The 17856-nt window shown below is 59.9% G+C and carries 15 protein-coding genes; 9 read left to right on the forward strand and 6 right to left on the reverse strand.

What is annotated here, in order from left to right:
• Positions 1 to 3: 3 nt before the first annotated feature.
• The gene (locus RMS95_RS06360) at positions 4 to 786 is read right to left on the reverse strand and encodes a nucleotidyltransferase family protein (protein WP_310644684.1); all 783 of its coding nucleotides are present in this window, start codon (positions 784 to 786) and stop codon (positions 4 to 6) included.
• A 133-nt stretch (positions 787 to 919) separates the two neighbouring features.
• Between RMS95_RS06360 and tkt the strand changes: the two genes are divergently transcribed.
• Positions 920 to 2995 (forward strand): transketolase, encoded by a 2076-nt coding sequence (tkt, locus tag RMS95_RS06365; protein ID WP_310644590.1) that lies wholly within the window; start codon positions 920 to 922, stop codon positions 2993 to 2995.
• Positions 2996 to 3033: 38 nt separating this feature from the next.
• Positions 3034 to 4032, forward strand: a complete 999-nt coding sequence (gene gap / locus RMS95_RS06370; RefSeq protein ID WP_310644591.1) for a type I glyceraldehyde-3-phosphate dehydrogenase — start codon at positions 3034 to 3036, stop codon at positions 4030 to 4032.
• A gap of 76 nt (positions 4033 to 4108) precedes the next feature.
• Here the strand turns inward: gap and RMS95_RS06375 are convergent, their stop codons facing one another.
• Positions 4109 to 4666: a TMEM165/GDT1 family protein gene (locus RMS95_RS06375; protein ID WP_310644686.1), complete on the reverse strand. Its 558-nt coding sequence runs from the start codon at positions 4664 to 4666 to the stop codon at positions 4109 to 4111.
• A 144-nt stretch (positions 4667 to 4810) separates the two neighbouring features.
• On the opposite strand from RMS95_RS06375, the gene RMS95_RS06380 reads away from it, so the two are divergent.
• From RMS95_RS06380 to RMS95_RS06395, 4 genes are read left to right on the forward strand one after another with little or no spacing between them, the layout of a single operon-like run.
• On the forward strand, positions 4811 to 5473 hold the full coding sequence (locus RMS95_RS06380; protein WP_310644593.1) for an RraA family protein: 663 nt from the start codon (positions 4811 to 4813) through the stop codon (positions 5471 to 5473).
• A gap of 1 nt (position 5474) precedes the next feature.
• Positions 5475 to 6449 (forward strand): tripartite tricarboxylate transporter substrate binding protein, encoded by a 975-nt coding sequence (locus RMS95_RS06385; RefSeq protein ID WP_310644595.1) that lies wholly within the window; start codon positions 5475 to 5477, stop codon positions 6447 to 6449.
• 8 nt (positions 6450 to 6457) lie between these two features.
• On the forward strand, positions 6458 to 7381 hold the full coding sequence (locus tag RMS95_RS06390; protein ID WP_310644596.1) for a hydroxymethylglutaryl-CoA lyase: 924 nt from the start codon (positions 6458 to 6460) through the stop codon (positions 7379 to 7381).
• A gap of 13 nt (positions 7382 to 7394) precedes the next feature.
• Positions 7395 to 8585 (forward strand): CaiB/BaiF CoA-transferase family protein, encoded by a 1191-nt coding sequence (locus tag RMS95_RS06395; protein ID WP_310644598.1) that lies wholly within the window; start codon positions 7395 to 7397, stop codon positions 8583 to 8585.
• A gap of 10 nt (positions 8586 to 8595) precedes the next feature.
• Here RMS95_RS06395 and RMS95_RS06400 read toward each other — a convergent pair whose 3' ends face one another.
• From RMS95_RS06400 to RMS95_RS06410, 3 genes are all read right to left on the reverse strand, one after another.
• Positions 8596 to 9588, reverse strand: a complete 993-nt coding sequence (locus RMS95_RS06400) for a tripartite tricarboxylate transporter substrate binding protein (RefSeq protein ID WP_310644600.1) — start codon at positions 9586 to 9588, stop codon at positions 8596 to 8598.
• A gap of 117 nt (positions 9589 to 9705) precedes the next feature.
• Complete coding sequence (locus RMS95_RS06405; protein WP_310644688.1) at positions 9706 to 11859, reverse strand: 3-hydroxyacyl-CoA dehydrogenase NAD-binding domain-containing protein; 2154 nt, start codon at positions 11857 to 11859, stop codon at positions 9706 to 9708.
• A gap of 31 nt (positions 11860 to 11890) precedes the next feature.
• Positions 11891 to 13096, reverse strand: coding sequence for an acetyl-CoA C-acetyltransferase (locus tag RMS95_RS06410; protein ID WP_310644602.1), 1206 nt, complete (start codon positions 13094 to 13096; stop codon positions 11891 to 11893).
• Between the two features lie 120 nt (positions 13097 to 13216).
• Between RMS95_RS06410 and RMS95_RS06415 the strand changes: the two genes are divergently transcribed.
• Together RMS95_RS06415 and RMS95_RS06420 are read left to right on the forward strand one after the other, a co-directional pair.
• Entirely contained in the window at positions 13217 to 14380 is a 1164-nt protein-coding gene (locus RMS95_RS06415) for an acyl-CoA dehydrogenase family protein (protein WP_310644603.1), read from the forward strand.
• An 11-nt stretch (positions 14381 to 14391) separates the two neighbouring features.
• Positions 14392 to 15084: a TetR/AcrR family transcriptional regulator gene (locus tag RMS95_RS06420; RefSeq protein WP_310644604.1), complete on the forward strand. Its 693-nt coding sequence runs from the start codon at positions 14392 to 14394 to the stop codon at positions 15082 to 15084.
• Here the strand turns inward: RMS95_RS06420 and RMS95_RS06425 are convergent.
• Entirely contained in the window at positions 15055 to 16032 is a 978-nt protein-coding gene (locus tag RMS95_RS06425; RefSeq protein WP_310644605.1) for a helix-turn-helix transcriptional regulator, read from the reverse strand. The two genes, RMS95_RS06420 and RMS95_RS06425, sit on opposite strands and share 30 nt — an antisense overlap.
• A 182-nt stretch (positions 16033 to 16214) precedes the next feature.
• Here RMS95_RS06425 and RMS95_RS06430 point away from each other — a divergent pair, with 182 nt between their 5' ends.
• Complete coding sequence (locus tag RMS95_RS06430; protein WP_310644607.1) at positions 16215 to 17849, forward strand: AMP-binding protein; 1635 nt, start codon at positions 16215 to 16217, stop codon at positions 17847 to 17849.
• The last annotated feature ends 7 nt before the right edge of the window (positions 17850 to 17856 follow it).

Here is a 17856-nt window from a genome sequence, read left to right on the forward strand (position 1 = left end):
GACTCAGCCCTCATTGAGTTGCGCCAATCGCTGGGGCGTCCCCACATCCGTCCATGCCCCCGCGTAAAGCGACGCACTCACCGCCCCTTGATCCATCGCTGCGCGGAGCATGGGTGCCAAAGGGGCTTTGATGCCCGCTGGATTACCCGCAGGAATGTCACACCAAGCGGCTTCAAAAAACGCGCGTTTGTACAACGCAATGGTGCTGAAGGTGAAGCGCGGGGCTTCGCCCACCGCGGCAGGTGCGGTGAGCTTGGGCAAATTCAGCGCCAAACCCTCAGCCGACACACCAAAGTCACCGCCCACGTTGTGCGCCGGATTGGGCACCAGCCACACATGGGCCAGCTGTGGGCTGGCTTTGAAACGCTCAAACGTGTGTGATGAAAACTCAAATTCGGGCGCAAACACATCACCTGCGGCCCCCCAAAACACATCGTCCAATTGGGGCAGGGCGCGAACAATGCCGCCTGCGGTTTCAAGCGCACCGCCAAAATCTACGCCCTCGTGGGAGTAGCGCAAACGCAGGGGCGCCCAATTGGGCGTGGCCAACACATCGCCAAAATACTGCGGTATTTGTGCGCCCAGCCAATCGGTGTTGATGAGCAACTGCTGCACACCTCCGCGCTGCAAACCTTCCATGGCCCATTGCATCAGCGGCTTCCCGCGCACGGCCAGCATGGGTTTGGGGTGTGCATCGGTCAACGGGCGCATGCGCTCACCACGTCCTGCGGCGAGCAAAAAGGCAGTGGCTTTGCGAGGCTCGGAGGCGGCGTCAGCGGGGGAAATAGAGCTAAAAGTCGTGTTCACAACCGCAGTGTAGCGAGGGGGTCACGCGGCCAAGAACGGTTCGGTCAGGCTGGGGTAGGGCGGCTCGCTAAAATCTTCGTTTTCCCTTATTACCCCACCGGAGCCGCCTGACATGGCAAACACCCAACAAATGGCCAGCGCAATTCGCGCCTTGGCAATGGACGCTGTACAACAAGCCAACTCAGGACACCCCGGCGCGCCCATGGGCATGGCCGATATGGCTGTCGCTTTGTGGGGCGACCACCTGCGCCACAACCCCAAGAACCCCCATTGGTTGAACCGCGACCGCTTTGTGCTGTCCAACGGCCACGGCTCGATGCTGATTTACGCCTTGTTGCACCTCACCGGCTACGACTTGCCGATGGACGAGTTGAAAAACTTCCGCGTGTTGCACAGCAAAACTGCGGGCCACCCTGAAGTGGGCGTGACCCCTGGTGTCGAAACCACCACCGGCCCCTTGGGCCAAGGCATCACCAACGCGGTGGGCATGGCGCTGGCTGAAAAGCTGTTGGCGTCGGAGTTCAACCGCGAAGGTCACGACATCGTCGACCACCACACCTACGCCTTCATGGGCGACGGTTGTTTGATGGAAGGCATCAGCCACGAAGCGTGCTCATTGGCAGGCGCTTGGAAGCTGAACAAACTCATCGCCCTGTACGACGACAACGGCATTTCCATCGACGGCCAAGTGGCCCCTTGGTTTGCGGACAACACGCCTGAGCGTTTCAAAGCCTATGGCTGGCAAGTCATCGGCCCCATCGACGGCCACGACGCTGCCGTGGTCAGCCAAGCCATCGCCACCGCCAAACTGAGCGCTGACAAGCCCACCTTGATCGTGTGCAAAACCAGCATCGGCAAAGGCAGCCCCAACCGCGCGGACACCGCCAAGGCCCACGGCGAACCTTTGGGCGCCGACGAAATTGCCCTGACCCGCGCCGCCATCGGCTGGAACCACGCGCCGTTTGAAATGCCCAAAGAGGTGTACGCCGATTGGAATGCCGCCGCCAAAGGCAAGGCCCAAGAAGCCGAATGGAAAACAGCGTTCGCTGCCTACAAAGCCGCTCACCCTGCCTTGGCCAAAGAACTACTGCGCCGCATGGCCGGCGAGTTGCCCAAGAACTTTGCACAAACCGTGGTCGACACCGTCATCGGTGCCCACACCAAAGCCGAAACCGTGGCCAGCCGCAAGGCCAGCCAATTGGCACTGGAAGCCTTCACCGCCGCCTTGCCCGAGCTCTTGGGTGGCAGCGCCGACTTGACCGGCTCCAACCTGACCAACACCAAATCCACCCCCAACCTGCGCTTTGACCTGGCAGGCAACGTGGTGAAGAACGAAGTAGGCGTCGGTGGCCGTCACATCAACTACGGCGTGCGCGAATTCGGCATGGCCGCCATCATGAACGGCGTGGCTTTGCACGGCGGCTTCATCCCTTACGGCGGCACCTTCTTGACGTTCAGCGACTACTCACGCAACGCCATCCGCATGGCGGCGCTGATGAAGCAACGCATCATCCATGTGTTCACCCACGACTCCATCGGCTTGGGCGAAGACGGCCCGACACACCAGTCCATCGAACACGCGGCCTCGCTGCGTTTGATCCCTAACTTGGACGTGTGGCGTCCCGCTGACACAGCCGAAACGGCCGTGGCATGGGCTGTGGCTTTGCAAAACAAAAACAAGCCGACGGCCTTGCTGTTGAGCCGTCAAAACCTGCCTTACTTGCCCAAAGGCGATGTGGTGGCCACCAAAGCCACCGAAGCTGCTGGCGACATTTCGGGCTTGGACGCCATCAACAAAGGCGCCTACGTGTTGGCAGAACCCTCGGAAGTGGGCCTCAAGAAAAAGGCGCAAGCCGTCATCTTGGCCACGGGCTCTGAAGTGCAATTGGCATTGAAAGCACAAGCCTTGCTGGCCGCGCAAAAGATTGCGGTGCGCGTGGTGTCGGTGCCCAGCACCACCACCTTCGACCGCCAAAGCGTGGCCTACAAAGCCGCCGTGTTGCCCGCTGACGTGCCCCGCATTGCGGTGGAAATGGGCTCGACCGATGGCTGGTGGAAATATGGCGTGTCGGCCGTGGTCGGCATTGACACCTACGGTGAGTCGGCCCCTGCGCCGGTGTTGTTCAAACACTTCGGCTTCACCCCTGAGAACGTGGCTGAAACGGTGCAAGCCGTGTTGGCCAAATAAGCAAGTTTTTTGATTTTTAACTTTAGAAGGGTAATTCCATGACTATCAAGATCGGTATCAACGGCTTTGGCCGTATCGGACGTATGGTGTTTCGCGCTGCCGTGCAAAACTTCCAAGACATCGAAGTCGTTGGCATCAACGACTTGTTGGAGCCTGACTACTTGGCTTACATGCTCAAGTACGACAGCGTGCATGGCCGCTTCAAAGGTGAGGTCTCTGTGGACAACGGCGCACTGGTCGTCAACGGCAAGAAAATTCGCCTGACCCAAGAGCGTGATCCTTCTGCCTTGAAGTGGAACGAAATCGGCGCCGACATCGTGATCGAAGCCACCGGCCTGTTCTTGGACAAGCCCACCGCTGAAAAGCACTTGGCCGCAGGCGCCAAGAAAGTGTTGTTGTCTGCGCCTTCCAAAGACGACACCCCCATGTTCGTGTTCGGCGTGAACCACGCCACATACGCTGGCCAAACCATCGTGTCCAACGCCTCGTGCACCACCAACTGCTTGGCGCCTGTGGCCAAGGTGTTGAACGACAAATGGGGCATCAAGCGCGGTTTGATGACCACCGTGCACGCTGCCACCGCCACACAAAAAACCGTGGACGGCCCTTCCAACAAAGACTGGCGCGGCGGCCGTGGCATCTTGGAAAACATCATCCCTTCCAGCACTGGCGCAGCCAAAGCGGTGGGCGTGGTGATTCCTGAGCTGAACAAAAAGCTGACCGGCATGTCGTTCCGCGTGCCCACCAGCGACGTGTCTGTTGTTGACTTGACCGTTGAGCTCAACAAAGAAGCCTCTTACGCCGAAATCTGCGCTGAAATGAAAGCCCAGAGCCAAGGCGCTTTGAAAGGCGTGTTGGGCTACACCGAAGACAAAGTGGTGGCCACTGACTTCCGTGGCGAGCCATGCACCTCGGTATTCGATGCCGATGCAGGCATCGCACTGGACAGCACCTTCGTCAAGATCGTCAGCTGGTACGACAACGAGTGGGGTTACTCGAACAAGTGCTTGGAAATGGTGCGCGTCATCGCCAAGTAATCAGCCTCTGCGCTGAGCACCTCGCGTGCTTGGCGGCTGAAGAACAACGCCAGTGCTGCGAAGCCCTGGCGTTTTTTTATGCCAGCAACACCAGCACGCCCAACACCACAAACACCACCGCGCTGATGCGGTGTACCCACGTCAGCGGAATCAGGCGCGTGATGCGCTCGCCAAACCACACCACGGGCGCATTGGCCAACATCATGCCCAGTGTGGTGCCGGCGACCACCCACCACCAAGCGTGGTATTCGGCGGCCAACATGACGGTGGCAATTTGCGTTTTGTCGCCCATCTCCGCCAAAAAGAAGGCCACCAAGGTGGTGCCAAACACGCCGAATCTGGGGGCGATGGCCGTGTCGTCCTCGTCCAATTGATCGGGCACCAACATCCACGCCGCCATGGCCAAAAATGACACGCCCAAACCCCAGCGCAAATACGTGGGGTTGATCAATTGGGTCAGCCACGCGCCCAAGCTGCCCGCCAACGCGTGGTTGGCCAGCGTCGCGGCGAAGATGCCCCACACGATGGGCCAAGGCTTGCGAAATCGCGCCGCCAAAACCAAGGCCAAGAGTTGTGTTTTATCGCCCATTTCGGCGAGCGCGACGATGCCCGTCGAGATCAAAAAAGCTTCCAACATTCATCCCAAAATGACAAGACGCCCAACTCAGGCGGTGCCGATCCAAATGATCGACGACCGAGGCGACTCTGCCCAGTTTAAGTGAGCGCGTTTGTGCGTTAGATTACCCACGACTGCCCTTCACACACACAGGATCTTGATATGTCCCACGGAATCGAAATTCATCCCCGTCACGAAGCGTTCGCCGAAGGCGTGCGTGCTTTAAGTGGTTTGCCCTCCTCCGTCATCAGCGACGTGATGGGTCGCTTGGTCGGCACCACAGGTCTGCATCCGGTCAACCGTTCGACCGTCAGCGTGTGCGGCAACGCCTTCACCGTGCGCGTGCGCGCTGGCGACAACTTGCTCATTCACAAAGCCTTGGACATGTTGATGCCGGGCGACGTGTTGGTGGTGGACGGTGAGGGCGATGTGTCGCGCGCCCTGGTTGGCGAAATCATGATGACCTCCGCACGCACACGCGGTGCCGTTGCGTTTGTGATGGACGGCGCCGTGCGCGATGTCGATGCGTTTGAAACCCATCAATTTCCGTGCTGGGCGCGCGGCGTGAATCTGCGCGGCCCCTACAAAGATGGGCCGGGCAGCATCAACGTGACCGTCAACGTGGGCGGCATGCAGGTGAACCCCGGCGACATCATCGTGGGCGATGCCGATGGCTTGGTGGCGGTGTCGCCTGCACAAGCGCTAGAGATTGCCCGCTTGTCCCACGACAAAGTGGCCCATGAACAGGCCACGATTGCTGAAATTCTCAATGGCACGTATTCATCGGCTTGGGTCGATGCTGCGTTGAAAGCGAAAGGTGTTTGACATGACACATGCCCCACATCCATTCACCCGCCGCAACGCGCTGGTCGCCGCTGCCCTCTGCGCCTTGTCAGGCCTGTCTTGGGCGGCTTACCCCGACAAGCCCATCAAAATCATGGTGCCTTGGGCCGCAGGCGGTGCCACCGATCAAATTGCGCGCATGTTGGCCCAACCCCTGTCGCAAGCCATGGGCGTGCCCGTGGTGGTGGACAACAAGGGCGGGGCGGGAGGTGTCATTGGCACGCAAACGTTCGTCAAAGAAAAAGCCGATGGTTATGTGCTGCTCTTGGCCACCAGCTCCACCAACGCGGCGGCACCGCACTTGTACAGCAAGCTCGGGTTTGACCCCGCGGCCGACTTCTCGCCCGTGGTCGCCCTATGCGAAATACCCAACGTCATGGTGGTACCCGCCAAGTCACCGTGGAACAGCCTGAAAGACATCGTGAGCGCCGCCAAGCAAGCACCGGGCAAGTTCACCTACGGCTCTGCGGGCATCGGCGGCTCGCAACATTTGGCAGGCGCGCAGTTCAAAACGGCCGCCAACATCGACATCCAACATGTGCCCTACAAAGGCAGCGGCCCCGCCGCACAAGACCTGATTGCCGGCCACCTTGACCTGATGATCGACACCGGCTCATTGGGCAGCATTCGTGGTGGCTTGCTCAAACCCATCGCCGTGGCATCCAGCAAACGCTTGACGGCCCTGCCCCAAGTGCCCACCTTCAACGAAGCCGGCACGCCCATGCTGGCCTCGGCTTGGTACGGCGTGATGTTGCCCGCACGCGCGCCTGCCGAAGTGGTGGAGCGCTTGAACACCGAGCTCAACAAACTGCTGAAACAACCCGACATTCGCCAACGCCTCAGCGACATGGGTGCAGAAGTCATGGGTGGCACCTCCAGCGAGTTTGCCAAGTTCACGTTGTCTGAAATCAAACGCTACGAGGGCATCGTCAAAGATTCTGGCGCGCCCAAAGAGTGACACACCGCATGATGGCGACAAGACTGCCCGAGGTGCTGATCAGCGAAGTGGGTTTGCGCGACGGCCTGCAATCGGTGAAGGCCACCATGGCCACCGCCGACAAGCTGGCGTGGCTTGATGCCTTGGTGGCCGCTGGTTTGCAAGAGCTTGAAGTGGGCTCGTTTGTACCCGCCAAGCTGCTGCCGCAAATGGCCGACACCGCCGAGGTCGTGCGCCACGCGCTCACCCACTCCGGCCTGACCGTGATGGCCTTGGTGCCCAATGTGCGCGGCGCAGAAGCGGCCTTGCGTGCGGGGGTGCACAAACTCACCATTCCGGTGTCGGCGAGCGCGGCCCACTCCATGGCCAATGTGCGCAAGACCCGGGAAGAGATGGTGGCCGAGGTGCGCGCCATCGTGGCACTGAAAAACCAACTGGCACCACACGTGAAAGTAGAGGCTGGCATTTCAACCGCCTTTGGCTGCACGCTGCAAGGCGACGTCAGCGAAGACGACGTGGTGTGGCTGGCCGAATCGGTGGTGCAAGCGGGTGCCGATGAAACGGGTCTGTCTGACACCACGGGCATGGCCAACCCCGCACAAGTGCGCCGCTTGTTCCAGCGCGTGCGCACGGCCATTGGCGAACGCACCGGTGCCGCCCACATGCACAACACGCGTGGCCTCGGCCTCGCCAATTGCTTGGCCGCTTATGACGTGGGTGTGCGCACCTTTGACAGCTCACTGGCAGGCTTAGGCGGCTGCCCTTATGCGCCAGGGGCCTCGGGCAATGTGGTGACCGAAGACTTGGTCTTCATGTTCGAGGCCATGGGCATCCACACCGGTGTCAACCTTGAACGACTCTTTGCCGCACGCGCCCCGCTGCAACACGGCCTGCCCCACGAGCCGCTGTACGGCATGACGCCCGAAGCCGGTTTGCCCAAGGGCTGGATTTAAATTCATACACACCATGCACACCGAAACCCCCTCTTTGCCCTACACCGGCCTGCGCGTCGTTGAGTTCACCCACATGGTGATGGGCCCCACCTGCGGCATGGTGCTGGCTGATTTGGGGGCCGAAGTGATCAAGGTCGAACCGATTGGCCACGGCCGAAACGGCGACGCCACGCGCCAGCTCTTGGGCTCTGGCGCGGGGTTTTTTCCGATGTTCAACCGCAACAAAAAAAGCCTCGCGCTCGACCTTCAAACGCCCGAGGGCAAAGAAGCCGCATTGCGCTTGATCGCCACCGCCGATGTGGTCAGCGAGAACTTCAAACCCGGCACCATGCAAAAACTGGGGCTGGATTACAACAGCCTCAAAGCCCTCAATCCACGTCTGATTTACGTCAGCCACAAAGGCTTCTTGCCCGGCCCCTACGAGCACCGCACCGCCCTCGATGAGGTGGTGCAAATGATGGGCGGCTTGGCCTACATGACGGGCCGCCCCGGCGACCCCTTGCGAGCGGGCACCAGCGTGAACGACATCATGGGTGGCCTGTTCGGTGCATTGGGCGCGATGGCCGCTCTGGCGCAACGCGAGAAAACAGGCTGCGGCCAAGAAGTGCAAAGCGCCTTGTTTGAAAACAATGTGTTCTTGATGGCACAACACATGATGCAATTTGCCGTCACTGGCAAAGCGCCTGCGCCCATGCCTGCACGCATTTCAGCGTGGGGCATCTACGACATTTTCAAGGTCAAAGACGACGCGCAAATTTTCTTGGCTGTGGTCAGCGATGGCGCTTGGGTCACCTTCTGCAATGCCTTTGGCTTTGCCGACCTCAAAGCCGATGAACGCCTGCGCACCAACAACGGTCGCGTCACGAACCGCGAATGGATGATGCCCATCTTGCGCGAACGCTTGCGCGTGCACAGCGCCGACATGCTGGCCACCACCTTTGAGGCCCAAGGCTTGCCCTTCGCCCCCATCACGCGCCCCGAAGAACTGCTGGACGACCCCCACCTCAACGCCAGCGGTGGCTTGGCCCCCATCACCTTGCCCGATGGCCGCGAAACCAAAACCGTGTTGATGCCGGTGCTGCTCGACGGCCAGCGCTTGGGCGTGCGCTTGTCGCCACCGAAGTTGGGTGAACACAACGCCGAGTTGTTGGCAGCGTTGGGTTACTCAGCGCAAGAAATCGCCCAACTCAGCCAGCCCACCTGAGTCGCACGGACTACTCCACCGCGATCTTGGCGTCGCGAATCACGCGCGCCCACTTCTCGGTGTCGCGCTTGGTCCACTGCAACACCTCGTCGGGTGAGCCCGCATGCAACTCGGTGCCCGCCGGTTCAATCTTGGCGATCAAAGCCGGATTTTTCAAGGCACGACTCAGCGCCTGGTTGATCTTGTCCACCAAAGCAGGCGGCGTGGCCACGGGCGCGTACATGGCGTACCACGTGGAATACTCGTAACCCGGCAAGGCCGCCGACATCAGGGGCAATGATTTCGTCGCGGGGGTGTTGCTGGGCGCCGTGGCCGCCAACACGCGGATGTAGCCCTTGTCGACCAAGCCCTGCAAGGAAGGCAAGCTGCTGAACAATGCTGACACTTGGCCCGAAATCAAGTCATTCACCGAACCCGAACTGCCTTTGTAGGGCACATGGATCACGTCCGTTTTGGACATGGCCTTGAACATCTCCATGCCCAAATGCGAGGTGCCGCCGGTGCCTGCCGACGCAAAGCTGATTTGCCCCGGGTTCGCACGCGCGTAGTCCATCAATTCCGCCACTGTTTTGATGGGTAATTTGCTAGACACCACCAAGACATGCGGCGCCGTTGAAATGGTGGACACGGGTTTGAGCTTGGCAATCAAGTCCGACCCACCGTGCTTGCTGAGCAAGGGCTGCAGCACCACATTGCCAAACGCCGCCAAGAGCAGCGTGTGACCATCGGGCTCGGCCCTCGCGACGGCGCCCAAAGCAGGAACGCCCATGGCCCCGCCCGAGTTCTCCACCGTGACCGCTTGCTTGAGATCGGCCGTCAGCGTTTGTGCCAGCTCACGCGCTACCAAATCGGCAGGACCGCCTGCGGCATACGGCACCACAAGCTTGATGGTTTTGGTGGGCCACGTTGTGCTGCTTTGGCCATGGGCGGCAAAGGACAGCGCCAACACACAAGACCCGAAAAGCAGCGACTGGATGCGCTGAAGCTTGTACGCAGGGAACATGAAAGCTCTTTCTGAAAGTACACAAACGGAAGTGCTTGTGCCCATCGGCCTAGCCTACGCGGGTGTCACACCAAACACACGCAAATGTGTGACACACCTCGCGACGAAATGCTGCCCTCAATACACCGGCTGGTGCTGCTTCAGGCTGTCGATGACTTCCGCCGTCAGCACAAACCCCGCCCCATACTTTGCGGCCAATTCAGCGCAGCGCTTGGCAAACGCCTCCACACCTTGACCGTAGATGAACTGCAGCGCGCCACCTGTCCAGGCCGGAAAGCCGATGCCGAAGATCGAGCCGATGTTGCCGTCGTGCACCGAGGTCAGCACGCCTTCTTGCAGGCAGCGGGCGGTCTCCACCGCCTGGCGGTACAGCAGGCGGTCCTTGATGTCTTGCAGGTTGAGCGCCACGTCGGCTTTTTCAAAGCGGGTTTTCAGTTCAGGCCACAGCACTTTTTTCTGGCCAGCGGGGTAGTCGTAAAAACCACCACCTGCGGCGCGGCCGGGGCGCTTGAGTTCTTTGACCATGCGCTCCACAAACAGCTCGCCAGGTGTGGCGGTGTAGGTCTTGCCTTCTTTGGTGAAGTCTTCACGGGTTTGGTCGAGCACATGCACCGACAGCGACAGCGCTGTTTCGTCCAGCACGGCCAGCGGGCCGACGGGCATGCCCACTTGCATGGCCAGGTTTTCGATCACGGGGGCGGGGATGCCCTCGCCCAACATGGCCGCGCCTTCCATCACAAAGGTGCCAAAGGTGCGGCTGGTGTAAAAGCCGCGTGAGTCGTTCACCACAATCGGCAGCTTGCCCAGCGCCTGCACATAGTCATACGCACGGGCGATGGTTTCGTCGTCGGTCTGTGCGCCGCGAATGATCTCCACCAGCTGCATCTTGTCGACGGGGCTGAAGAAATGGATGCCGACAAATTTATTCGCATTGGCGCTGGCTGTGGCCAGGCCGCTGATGGGCAAGGTGGAGGTGTTGCTGGCAAAGAAACCACCTTCGACGAGCATCGGCTCGGCCTCTTGCGTGACGCGGGCCTTGAGTTCGCGGTTTTCAAACACGGCTTCGATGATCAGGTCGCAACCTTTCAGGTCAGCAGCGCTGGCGGTGGGCTGGATCAGTGACAACAAGGCCGCTTGTTTGTCCACCGCCATGCGGCCTTTGTCCACGCGTTTTTGGGTGAGCTTGTGGCTGTAGGCCTTGCCTTTTTCAGCGGCCTCGACGCTCACGTCTTTCAGCACGGTGGCGATGCCCCGGCTGGCTTGTGAATACGCAATGCCCGAGCCCATCATGCCCGCGCCCAAGATGCCCACCTTTTGCGGCTTGTAGCGCGGCGCAGCCTTGGGGCGGCTTTGGCCGCCCTTGATGCTGTTCATGTTGAAGAAGAAGGTGTTGATCATGTTGCGCGCCACCTGGCTGGTCATGAGACCTGCCAGATATCGGCTTTCGATGCGCATGGCGGTGTCAAAGTCCACCATCGCGCCTTCAACCATGGCGGCCAGCGCCGCTTCGGGTGCGGGGTAGAGGCCGCGTGTTTTTTGCTTGAGCACGGCTGGGGCCACGCTCAACATGCCCGCGATCTTGGGGTTGCTGGGGGTGCCGCCGGGCATCTTGTAATCCTTGCGGTCCCACACATGCTGGGCGGCTTCGGGCTGGCCTTGCGATGCATCGATGTAAGCCAAAGCGCGTGCACGCAATTGCTCGTCGCTGTCCACCAACTCATGCACCAAGCCGAGCTTGACCGCTTCGTCGGGGCCAAACAATTTGCTTTCCAGCACATAAGGCTGGGCGGCCAGCAGGCCCAGCAGGCGGGTCATCTTGGTGATGCCACCCGCGCCAGGAATCAGACCCAGCGTGATTTCGGGCAAGCCCAATTGGGTTTTCGGGTTGCGCGTGGCGATGCGGTGGTGACCCACCAACGCCACTTCCCAACCGCCCCCCAAGGCCGAACCATTCAGGCAAGTGACCACGGGCACGCCCTGTGTTTCAAGCGTGCGAAAGCATTGTTTGATGCGCTGAATTTCAGCAAAGACACGCGGACCGTCTGTGGCCTGCGAGCGCATCACGCCCTTGAGGTCAGCGCCGGCAAAGAAGGTGGACTTGGCCGACGCCAAAACGATGCCTTTCAGGCCTGCCTTGTCTTTCAGCACTTGCTCGGTCGCTTGCGCAAAGTCTTCTTGCCATTGCAGGCACATGGTGTTGACCGGCGAGCCTTGCTCGTCAAAGGTGAGGGTGGCGATGCCGTCGGCCAGTTCGTAGCGCAGTGTTTTCAAAATGATGTTGCTCATGGTGTTCTTTTCCCAATCAAACGCGTTCAACGATGGTGGCAATGCCCATGCCGCCGCCCACACACAAAGTGGCCATGCCATAACGCAACTTGCGGCGGTGCAGCTCGTCAATCAAGATGCCCATGATCATCGCGCCCGTGGCCCCCAGCGGGTGGCCCATGGCAATCGCGCCGCCGTTGACGTTGACCTTGTCGTGCGGCACACCCATCTCTTGCATGAACTTCATGGGCACGGCAGCAAAGGCTTCGTTGATCTCGAACAAATCGATCTGATCAATCGTGAGGCCCGCCTTGGCCAGTGCCTTGCGGGCAGCAGGCATGGGGCCTGTGAGCATGATGGTCGGGTCAGCGCCCGACAGGGCCACCGACACGATGCGGGCACGCGGCGTGAGGCCATGGGTTTTACCAGCGGCCTCTGACCCGATCAGCACCGCCGCTGCGCCGTCCACGATGCCCGAGGAGTTACCCGCGTGGTGCACATGGTGGATGCGCTCGACCTGCGGGTAGCGCTGCAAGGCCACCGCGTCAAAACCCATCGCGCCCAGTTGCTCGAACGAGGCTTTGAGGCCGCCCAGTGTTTCCACCGTGGTGTTGGGCTTGATGAATTCGTCTTGCGCCAGGATGACTTGGCCCAGCTTGTCTTTGACCGGCACGACCGAGCCATCAAAGTAGCCCGCCGCACGCGCGGCCGTGGCGCGCTTTTGCGATTCGACCGCAAAGGCATCCACATCGTGGCGGGTGAAGCCGCTCAGGGTGGCGATCAGGTCAGCGCCAATGCCTTGCGGCACAAACAGCGTGGCGCTGTTGGTCTCGGGGTCTTGCGCCCAAGCGCCACCGTCCGAGCCAATCGGCACGCGGCTCATGCTCTCTAGGCCACCGGCCACCACCAAGTCTTCCCAGCCGCTGCGCACTTTCATGGCGGCCATGTTGACCGCTTCTAACCCCGAGGCGCAAAAGCGGTTGAGCTGCACGCCCGAGCAACGCCAGTCCCAACCTGCAACCAGTGCCGCCACTTTAGGGACCACCGAACCCTGCTCACCAATGGGTGAGACCACGCCCATGACCACATCGTCCACCGCAGCGGTGTCAAGCTGGTTACGACTTTGCAGCTCGCGCAACACGCCTGCCAACAAGTTAACGGGTTTGACCTCATGCAGACGGCCGTCTTTTTTGCCCTTGCCACGCGGCGTGCGTATGGCGTCATAAACAAATGCTTCGCTCATGAATGTCTCCTGAATGTCATCAAGGGTTAGACCCTGTGTTGCTGGAATTTCGAATCAGTATACTTTTTACAAAGCAAACGCTCTGTATAAATAAACCCTAGTTTTTTGCAAGGAACCGCCATGATTGAACGCACGCTTTTTACCCCCGACCACGAAGCCTTCCGCGACAGCTTTCGCCGCTTCATGGACAAAGAAATTGCACCCCACCATGAAGCTTGGGAAGAGCAAGGCTATGTGGACCGTGCGGTATGGCACAAAGCGGGCGAAAACGGCTTTTTGTGCATGACCCTGCCCGAGGCCTATGGCGGCTCGGATGCCGACAAGCTGTATTCGGTGGTGCAGATGGAAGAGCTGTCACGCGCCGGTTTCAGTGGCATTGGCTATGGTTTGCACAGCGAGATCGTCGCCCCTTACATCCTGCATTACGGCACCGAGGCACAAAAACAAAAATACCTGCCCAAGCTGACCAGCGGCGAGATGGTGGGCGCGATTGCCATGAGCGAACCGGCTGCGGGCTCAGACCTGCAAGGCGTCAAAACCACAGCCATGCTGCAACCCGATGGCACTTACCTCATCAACGGCAGCAAGACCTTCATCACCAACGGCTGGCACGCCGATCTGGTGATTCTGGTGGCCAAGACCGACCCGGCCGCAGGCGCCAAAGGCACCAGCCTGTTCCTGATTGAGCGCGGCATGCCCGGCTTTGAAAAAGGCAAGCGCTTGAAGAAGCTGGGCCTGAAAGCCCAAGACACGTCTGAGCTGTTCTTTGACAACGTGAAGGTCAGCGCCGACCAGCTGCTGGGCGGCACCGCCATGCAAGGCAAGGGCTTCATTTGCCTGATGGAGCAGCTGCCTTGGGAACGCCTGCAAATCGCGATTGGTGGCATTGCCGCAGCGCAAGCGGCCATCGATTGGACGGTGCAATACGTGAAAGACCGCAAGGTGTTTGGCCAGGCCGTGGGCAACTACCAAAACACACGTTACACCTTGGCCGAGCTGCAAACCGAGGTGCAAGTCGCCCGCGTTTTTGTGGACAAGTGCAGCGAACTGTTGCTGCAAGACAAGCTGGACACGGCGACCGCCAGCATGGCCAAGTACTGGTGCTCGGACCTGCAATGCAAGGTGATGGACGAATGCGTGCAGCTGCACGGCGGCTATGGCTACATGTGGGAATACCCCATCACCCGCGCCTATGCCGACGCCCGCGTGCAACGCATCTATGGCGGTACCAACGAGATCATGAAAGAAGTGATCTCGCGCAGCATGGGTTTGGCGGGGCGCTGACAATACAACCCGTGACAACCCCAGACACCACCACCAAACGCGCGCGCGGTCGACCCAAAAAAACCGAAGACGAGCGCGACGACGGCAACCGCCGCCAAGCCCTCATTTCGGCCGCTGCGCAGCTTTTCAAACTTAAAGGTTATGACGCCACCAGCACGCGAGAAATCGCCACCAAAGTGGGTATGCAAGCGGGCTCGCCTTTCTACCATTTCGGCAACAAGCAAGACTTGCTGTTGGCGGTGATGGTCGAGGGCATGAAGCAGGCCATTGCGCGCCAACACCGCGTGCTCGATGCCCTGCTTTTACAAGCCCCGCACACCACGCCACGGGCGCGATTGCAAGCACTCGTGCGCCATCACTTTGATGTTTTGCTCGGCCCTGACAGCGACTTCATTCCCGTCATGTTGTACGAATGGCGCTCACTCAACCCCACACAAAGCCAAGCCATCACCGCCCTCAAAGACGACTACGAGGCCGCTTGGATTCCGGTGTTGCAAGCGCTGCATGACAGCGGAGATTTAAGAGCGCCGGTGGGCTTGGCGCGGCTGATGATTTTTGGGGCACTCAACTGGTCGGTGCAATGGTACGAAGCACCGCTGGCAACGGCGAACAAGCGCCAAGCCGCCAAACACGCCACCTTGGATGACCTCACCGCAGCGGCGTTGGATTTGTTTTTAATGACGCCTGCTGCGCAAAGTCTGTGAAGGCAACTCGGCAAACAAGGCTTTGTAATCTTGCGCAAAACGTCCGAGGTGAAAAAAGCCCCAACGCATCGCCACATCGGTGATGGACGCGTGAGACTCGCGACGCAACAGTTCACGCCGCACAGCGGCCAAGCGCCGCAAAGTCAAATAACGGCGTGGGCTGACACCAAAGGTCTCACGAAAGGCACGCTCTAAGCGAGACAAACTCGTGCAAGCGGCTTGACACAAGTCTTCCATGCGCACGGACTGCTCATCGCGCCCCTCCAAATACAACTCTGCGCGACGCACCACATGATGACGTTCGGTAGGCCCCAGCGGCGTCTCGACCGACCCTGCTGCGCTCAAACGCGCGAGCTGTGCAAACAAGCCATCCACCAGTTGATCATGGGCCCATGCGACGGCTGCACTGTCGTAGGTTTCGGCGCTGGGCATGGGGGCCAAAACGGGGGCCAAACTGGCTAAGGTGCGGTACAACTCCGGTGCCTCGCCCGCATTGATGCGATGGGCTTGACTCGGGCTGTAGGCATGCACAGCCAAGCCCGCTGCGTCTAAGCGCTCACGCGAGACTTGCACCGACAACCATTGCGCTTGCGGCGGCAAAGCAGCCAACAACTCGCCGCGTTCAGGAAACACCACGATGTCACCCGTCAAGGCACTGGCCCCCTGCAAACGCCAGTCGCCTTGGCCCTGCAAGGCCATGGCAATCGTCACGCGGTCGCGGCTCAAATCCCCGCGCGCCAAAACCGACAAGGTGTAGCGCCCCCAATCCACCCAACTCTCTGGCGCGGCGGTGTGCGCGATTTGTCCACTGAACTGCCCACACTCCAATTGCACATGCTCTAGCACGCCATCCTGAATGGCCACACTCATCACCTCCGGATCGAAGTCGAGCATGTGCGTGGCCCGCAAAGAAGCAGGCGAGGCAGAAGATTCACACAGCAAGGGCATGCCCATAAAGCAAGGAGTAGGCGTTGAAGCGCTTCATAAATTTATTAAATTTGAGGTTAATCAAAAGCCCTGCCATCGGGCATGCAGGATTTCCCTAGGTGCCAACGCAGCAATCTCACGAAAAACGGATAGTGGTCACCGCAAGGTGTTTCTAAAGTGAAGACATACCACTGGGAGACCACATGACCAAACAACATTGGCTGGCGAGCTACGGCAGCATTCCGCACCACATTCAGCCCCAGGCTTACAGCTCCATGCTGGCGATGATGGAAGCCGCCATGCAGCGCTTCGCGAACTTACCCGCCGTACGCTGCGCCGGTCAAACCCTGACCTACGCCGACCTCGACCGACTTTCGCGAGACTTCGCTGCTTACTTGCAAACCCATTTAGGCATTCGCAAGGGCGACCGCATCGCCGTGATGACCCCAAATTTGCTGGCCTTTCCCATCGCGTTTTTAGGCATCTTGCGCACAGGCGCCGTGCAAGTAAACGTGAACCCGCTGTACACGCCACGCGAGTTGGAACATCAACTCAACGACGCGGGTGCGCAAACCATCCTCGTCTTCAACGGCGTGTCTGCCACCGTGGCCGAGGTGATGGCCAAAACTCAACTGCGTCATGTCATCACGGCGGGTGTGGGTGACGGCAGCGGCGCGAACTTGCCGAGCCCACCCGTCGATGCACGCCTCACGCACGCCGTGGCGCTGACCGAGGCCTTGGCACAAGGTGCGCACATGAGCCTCACACCGGTTGACGTGCAAAGCGACGACTTGCTGTTTTTGCAATACACCGGTGGCACGACGGGCCTGTCCAAAGGCGCGGCCTTGTCACACGGCAACTTGGTGGCCAACACCGAGCAATTCAAATGCTTCATGCCGCAAGCGCTGCGCCCCGGCGAAGAGGTGATCGTCACCGCCATTCCGCTGTATCACATCTTCGCGTTGATGGTGAACTTCATCACCTACTTCTCAGTCGGCGCTGACAACTGGCTGGTGCCCAACCCGCGCGACTTTGACAGCTTTGTAGGCACCTTGAAAGCCGCACGCCCGACGGTGTTCATGGGCGTGAACACCTTGTATGCCGGACTGGTCATGCACCCCGCCACGCGCGAGGTCGATTGGTCGCGTTTGCGTTTGGCGGGCGGGGGTGGCGCGGCTGTGATTGGCGCGGTGTCGGACAAGTGGCAAGCCATCACCGGCACGTTCATTCGCGAAGGCTACGGCTTGTCAGAAACCGGTCCGGTGTTGAGCTTCAACCCCTCACACATCCAAAGCTTTAACGGCACCACGGGCCTGCCCATGCCCTCGACCGACATCAAATTGTTGGATGACCAAGGGCACGAAGTGGCCCTCGGACAAGAAGGTGAAATTTGCGCCAAAGGCCCTCAAGTCATGCGCGGGTATTGGAACCAGCCCGAGGCCAATGCTGCGTCATTCACGCCTGACGGGTATTTCAAAACTGGCGACATTGGCACCTTCGATGCTCAAGGGTTTTTGAAAATCGTGGACCGCAAGAAAGACATGATTTTGGTGTCGGGCTTCAACGTCTATCCCAATGAAATTGAAGCGGTGGCCACCGCATGCGCGGGCGTTGCTGAATGTGCGTGCGTGGGCTTTGCCGATGACAAAACGGGCGAAGCCGTCAAGCTGTTCGTGGTCAAGTCAGCCAACGCAGCCCTGAGCGAAGACGATCTGATCGCGCATTGCCGCCAATCGCTAGCCGCCTACAAAGTTCCCAAAGTCGTGCGCTTCGTTGAGGCGCTGCCCAAGTCCACCGTTGGAAAAATTTTGCGTCGCGAATTGCGCGATGTGGCTTAACGCCTTC

It is taken from the genome of Limnohabitans sp. (assembly GCF_031539175.1).
GTDB lineage: Bacteria > Pseudomonadota > Gammaproteobacteria > Burkholderiales > Burkholderiaceae_C > Limnohabitans.

What these genes read in the sequence shown, in the direction of transcription:
- tkt (WP_310644590.1), top strand. Translation starts at nt 920, where the DNA reads ATGGCAAACACCCAACAAATGGCCAGCGCAATTCGCGCCTTGGCAATG.
- gap (WP_310644591.1), top strand. Translation starts at nt 3,034, where the DNA reads ATGACTATCAAGATCGGTATCAACGGCTTTGGCCGTATCGGACGTATG.
- RMS95_RS06380 (WP_310644593.1), top strand. Translation starts at nt 4,811, where the DNA reads ATGTCCCACGGAATCGAAATTCATCCCCGTCACGAAGCGTTCGCCGAA.
- RMS95_RS06385 (WP_310644595.1), top strand. Translation starts at nt 5,475, where the DNA reads ATGACACATGCCCCACATCCATTCACCCGCCGCAACGCGCTGGTCGCC.
- RMS95_RS06390 (WP_310644596.1), top strand. Translation starts at nt 6,458, where the DNA reads ATGATGGCGACAAGACTGCCCGAGGTGCTGATCAGCGAAGTGGGTTTG.
- RMS95_RS06395 (WP_310644598.1), top strand. Translation starts at nt 7,395, where the DNA reads ATGCACACCGAAACCCCCTCTTTGCCCTACACCGGCCTGCGCGTCGTT.
- RMS95_RS06400 (WP_310644600.1), bottom strand. Translation starts at nt 9,588, where the DNA reads ATGTTCCCTGCGTACAAGCTTCAGCGCATCCAGTCGCTGCTTTTCGGG.
- RMS95_RS06410 (WP_310644602.1), bottom strand. Translation starts at nt 13,096, where the DNA reads ATGAGCGAAGCATTTGTTTATGACGCCATACGCACGCCGCGTGGCAAG.
- RMS95_RS06415 (WP_310644603.1), top strand. Translation starts at nt 13,217, where the DNA reads ATGATTGAACGCACGCTTTTTACCCCCGACCACGAAGCCTTCCGCGAC.
- RMS95_RS06425 (WP_310644605.1), bottom strand. Translation starts at nt 16,032, where the DNA reads ATGCCCTTGCTGTGTGAATCTTCTGCCTCGCCTGCTTCTTTGCGGGCC.
- RMS95_RS06430 (WP_310644607.1), top strand. Translation starts at nt 16,215, where the DNA reads ATGACCAAACAACATTGGCTGGCGAGCTACGGCAGCATTCCGCACCAC.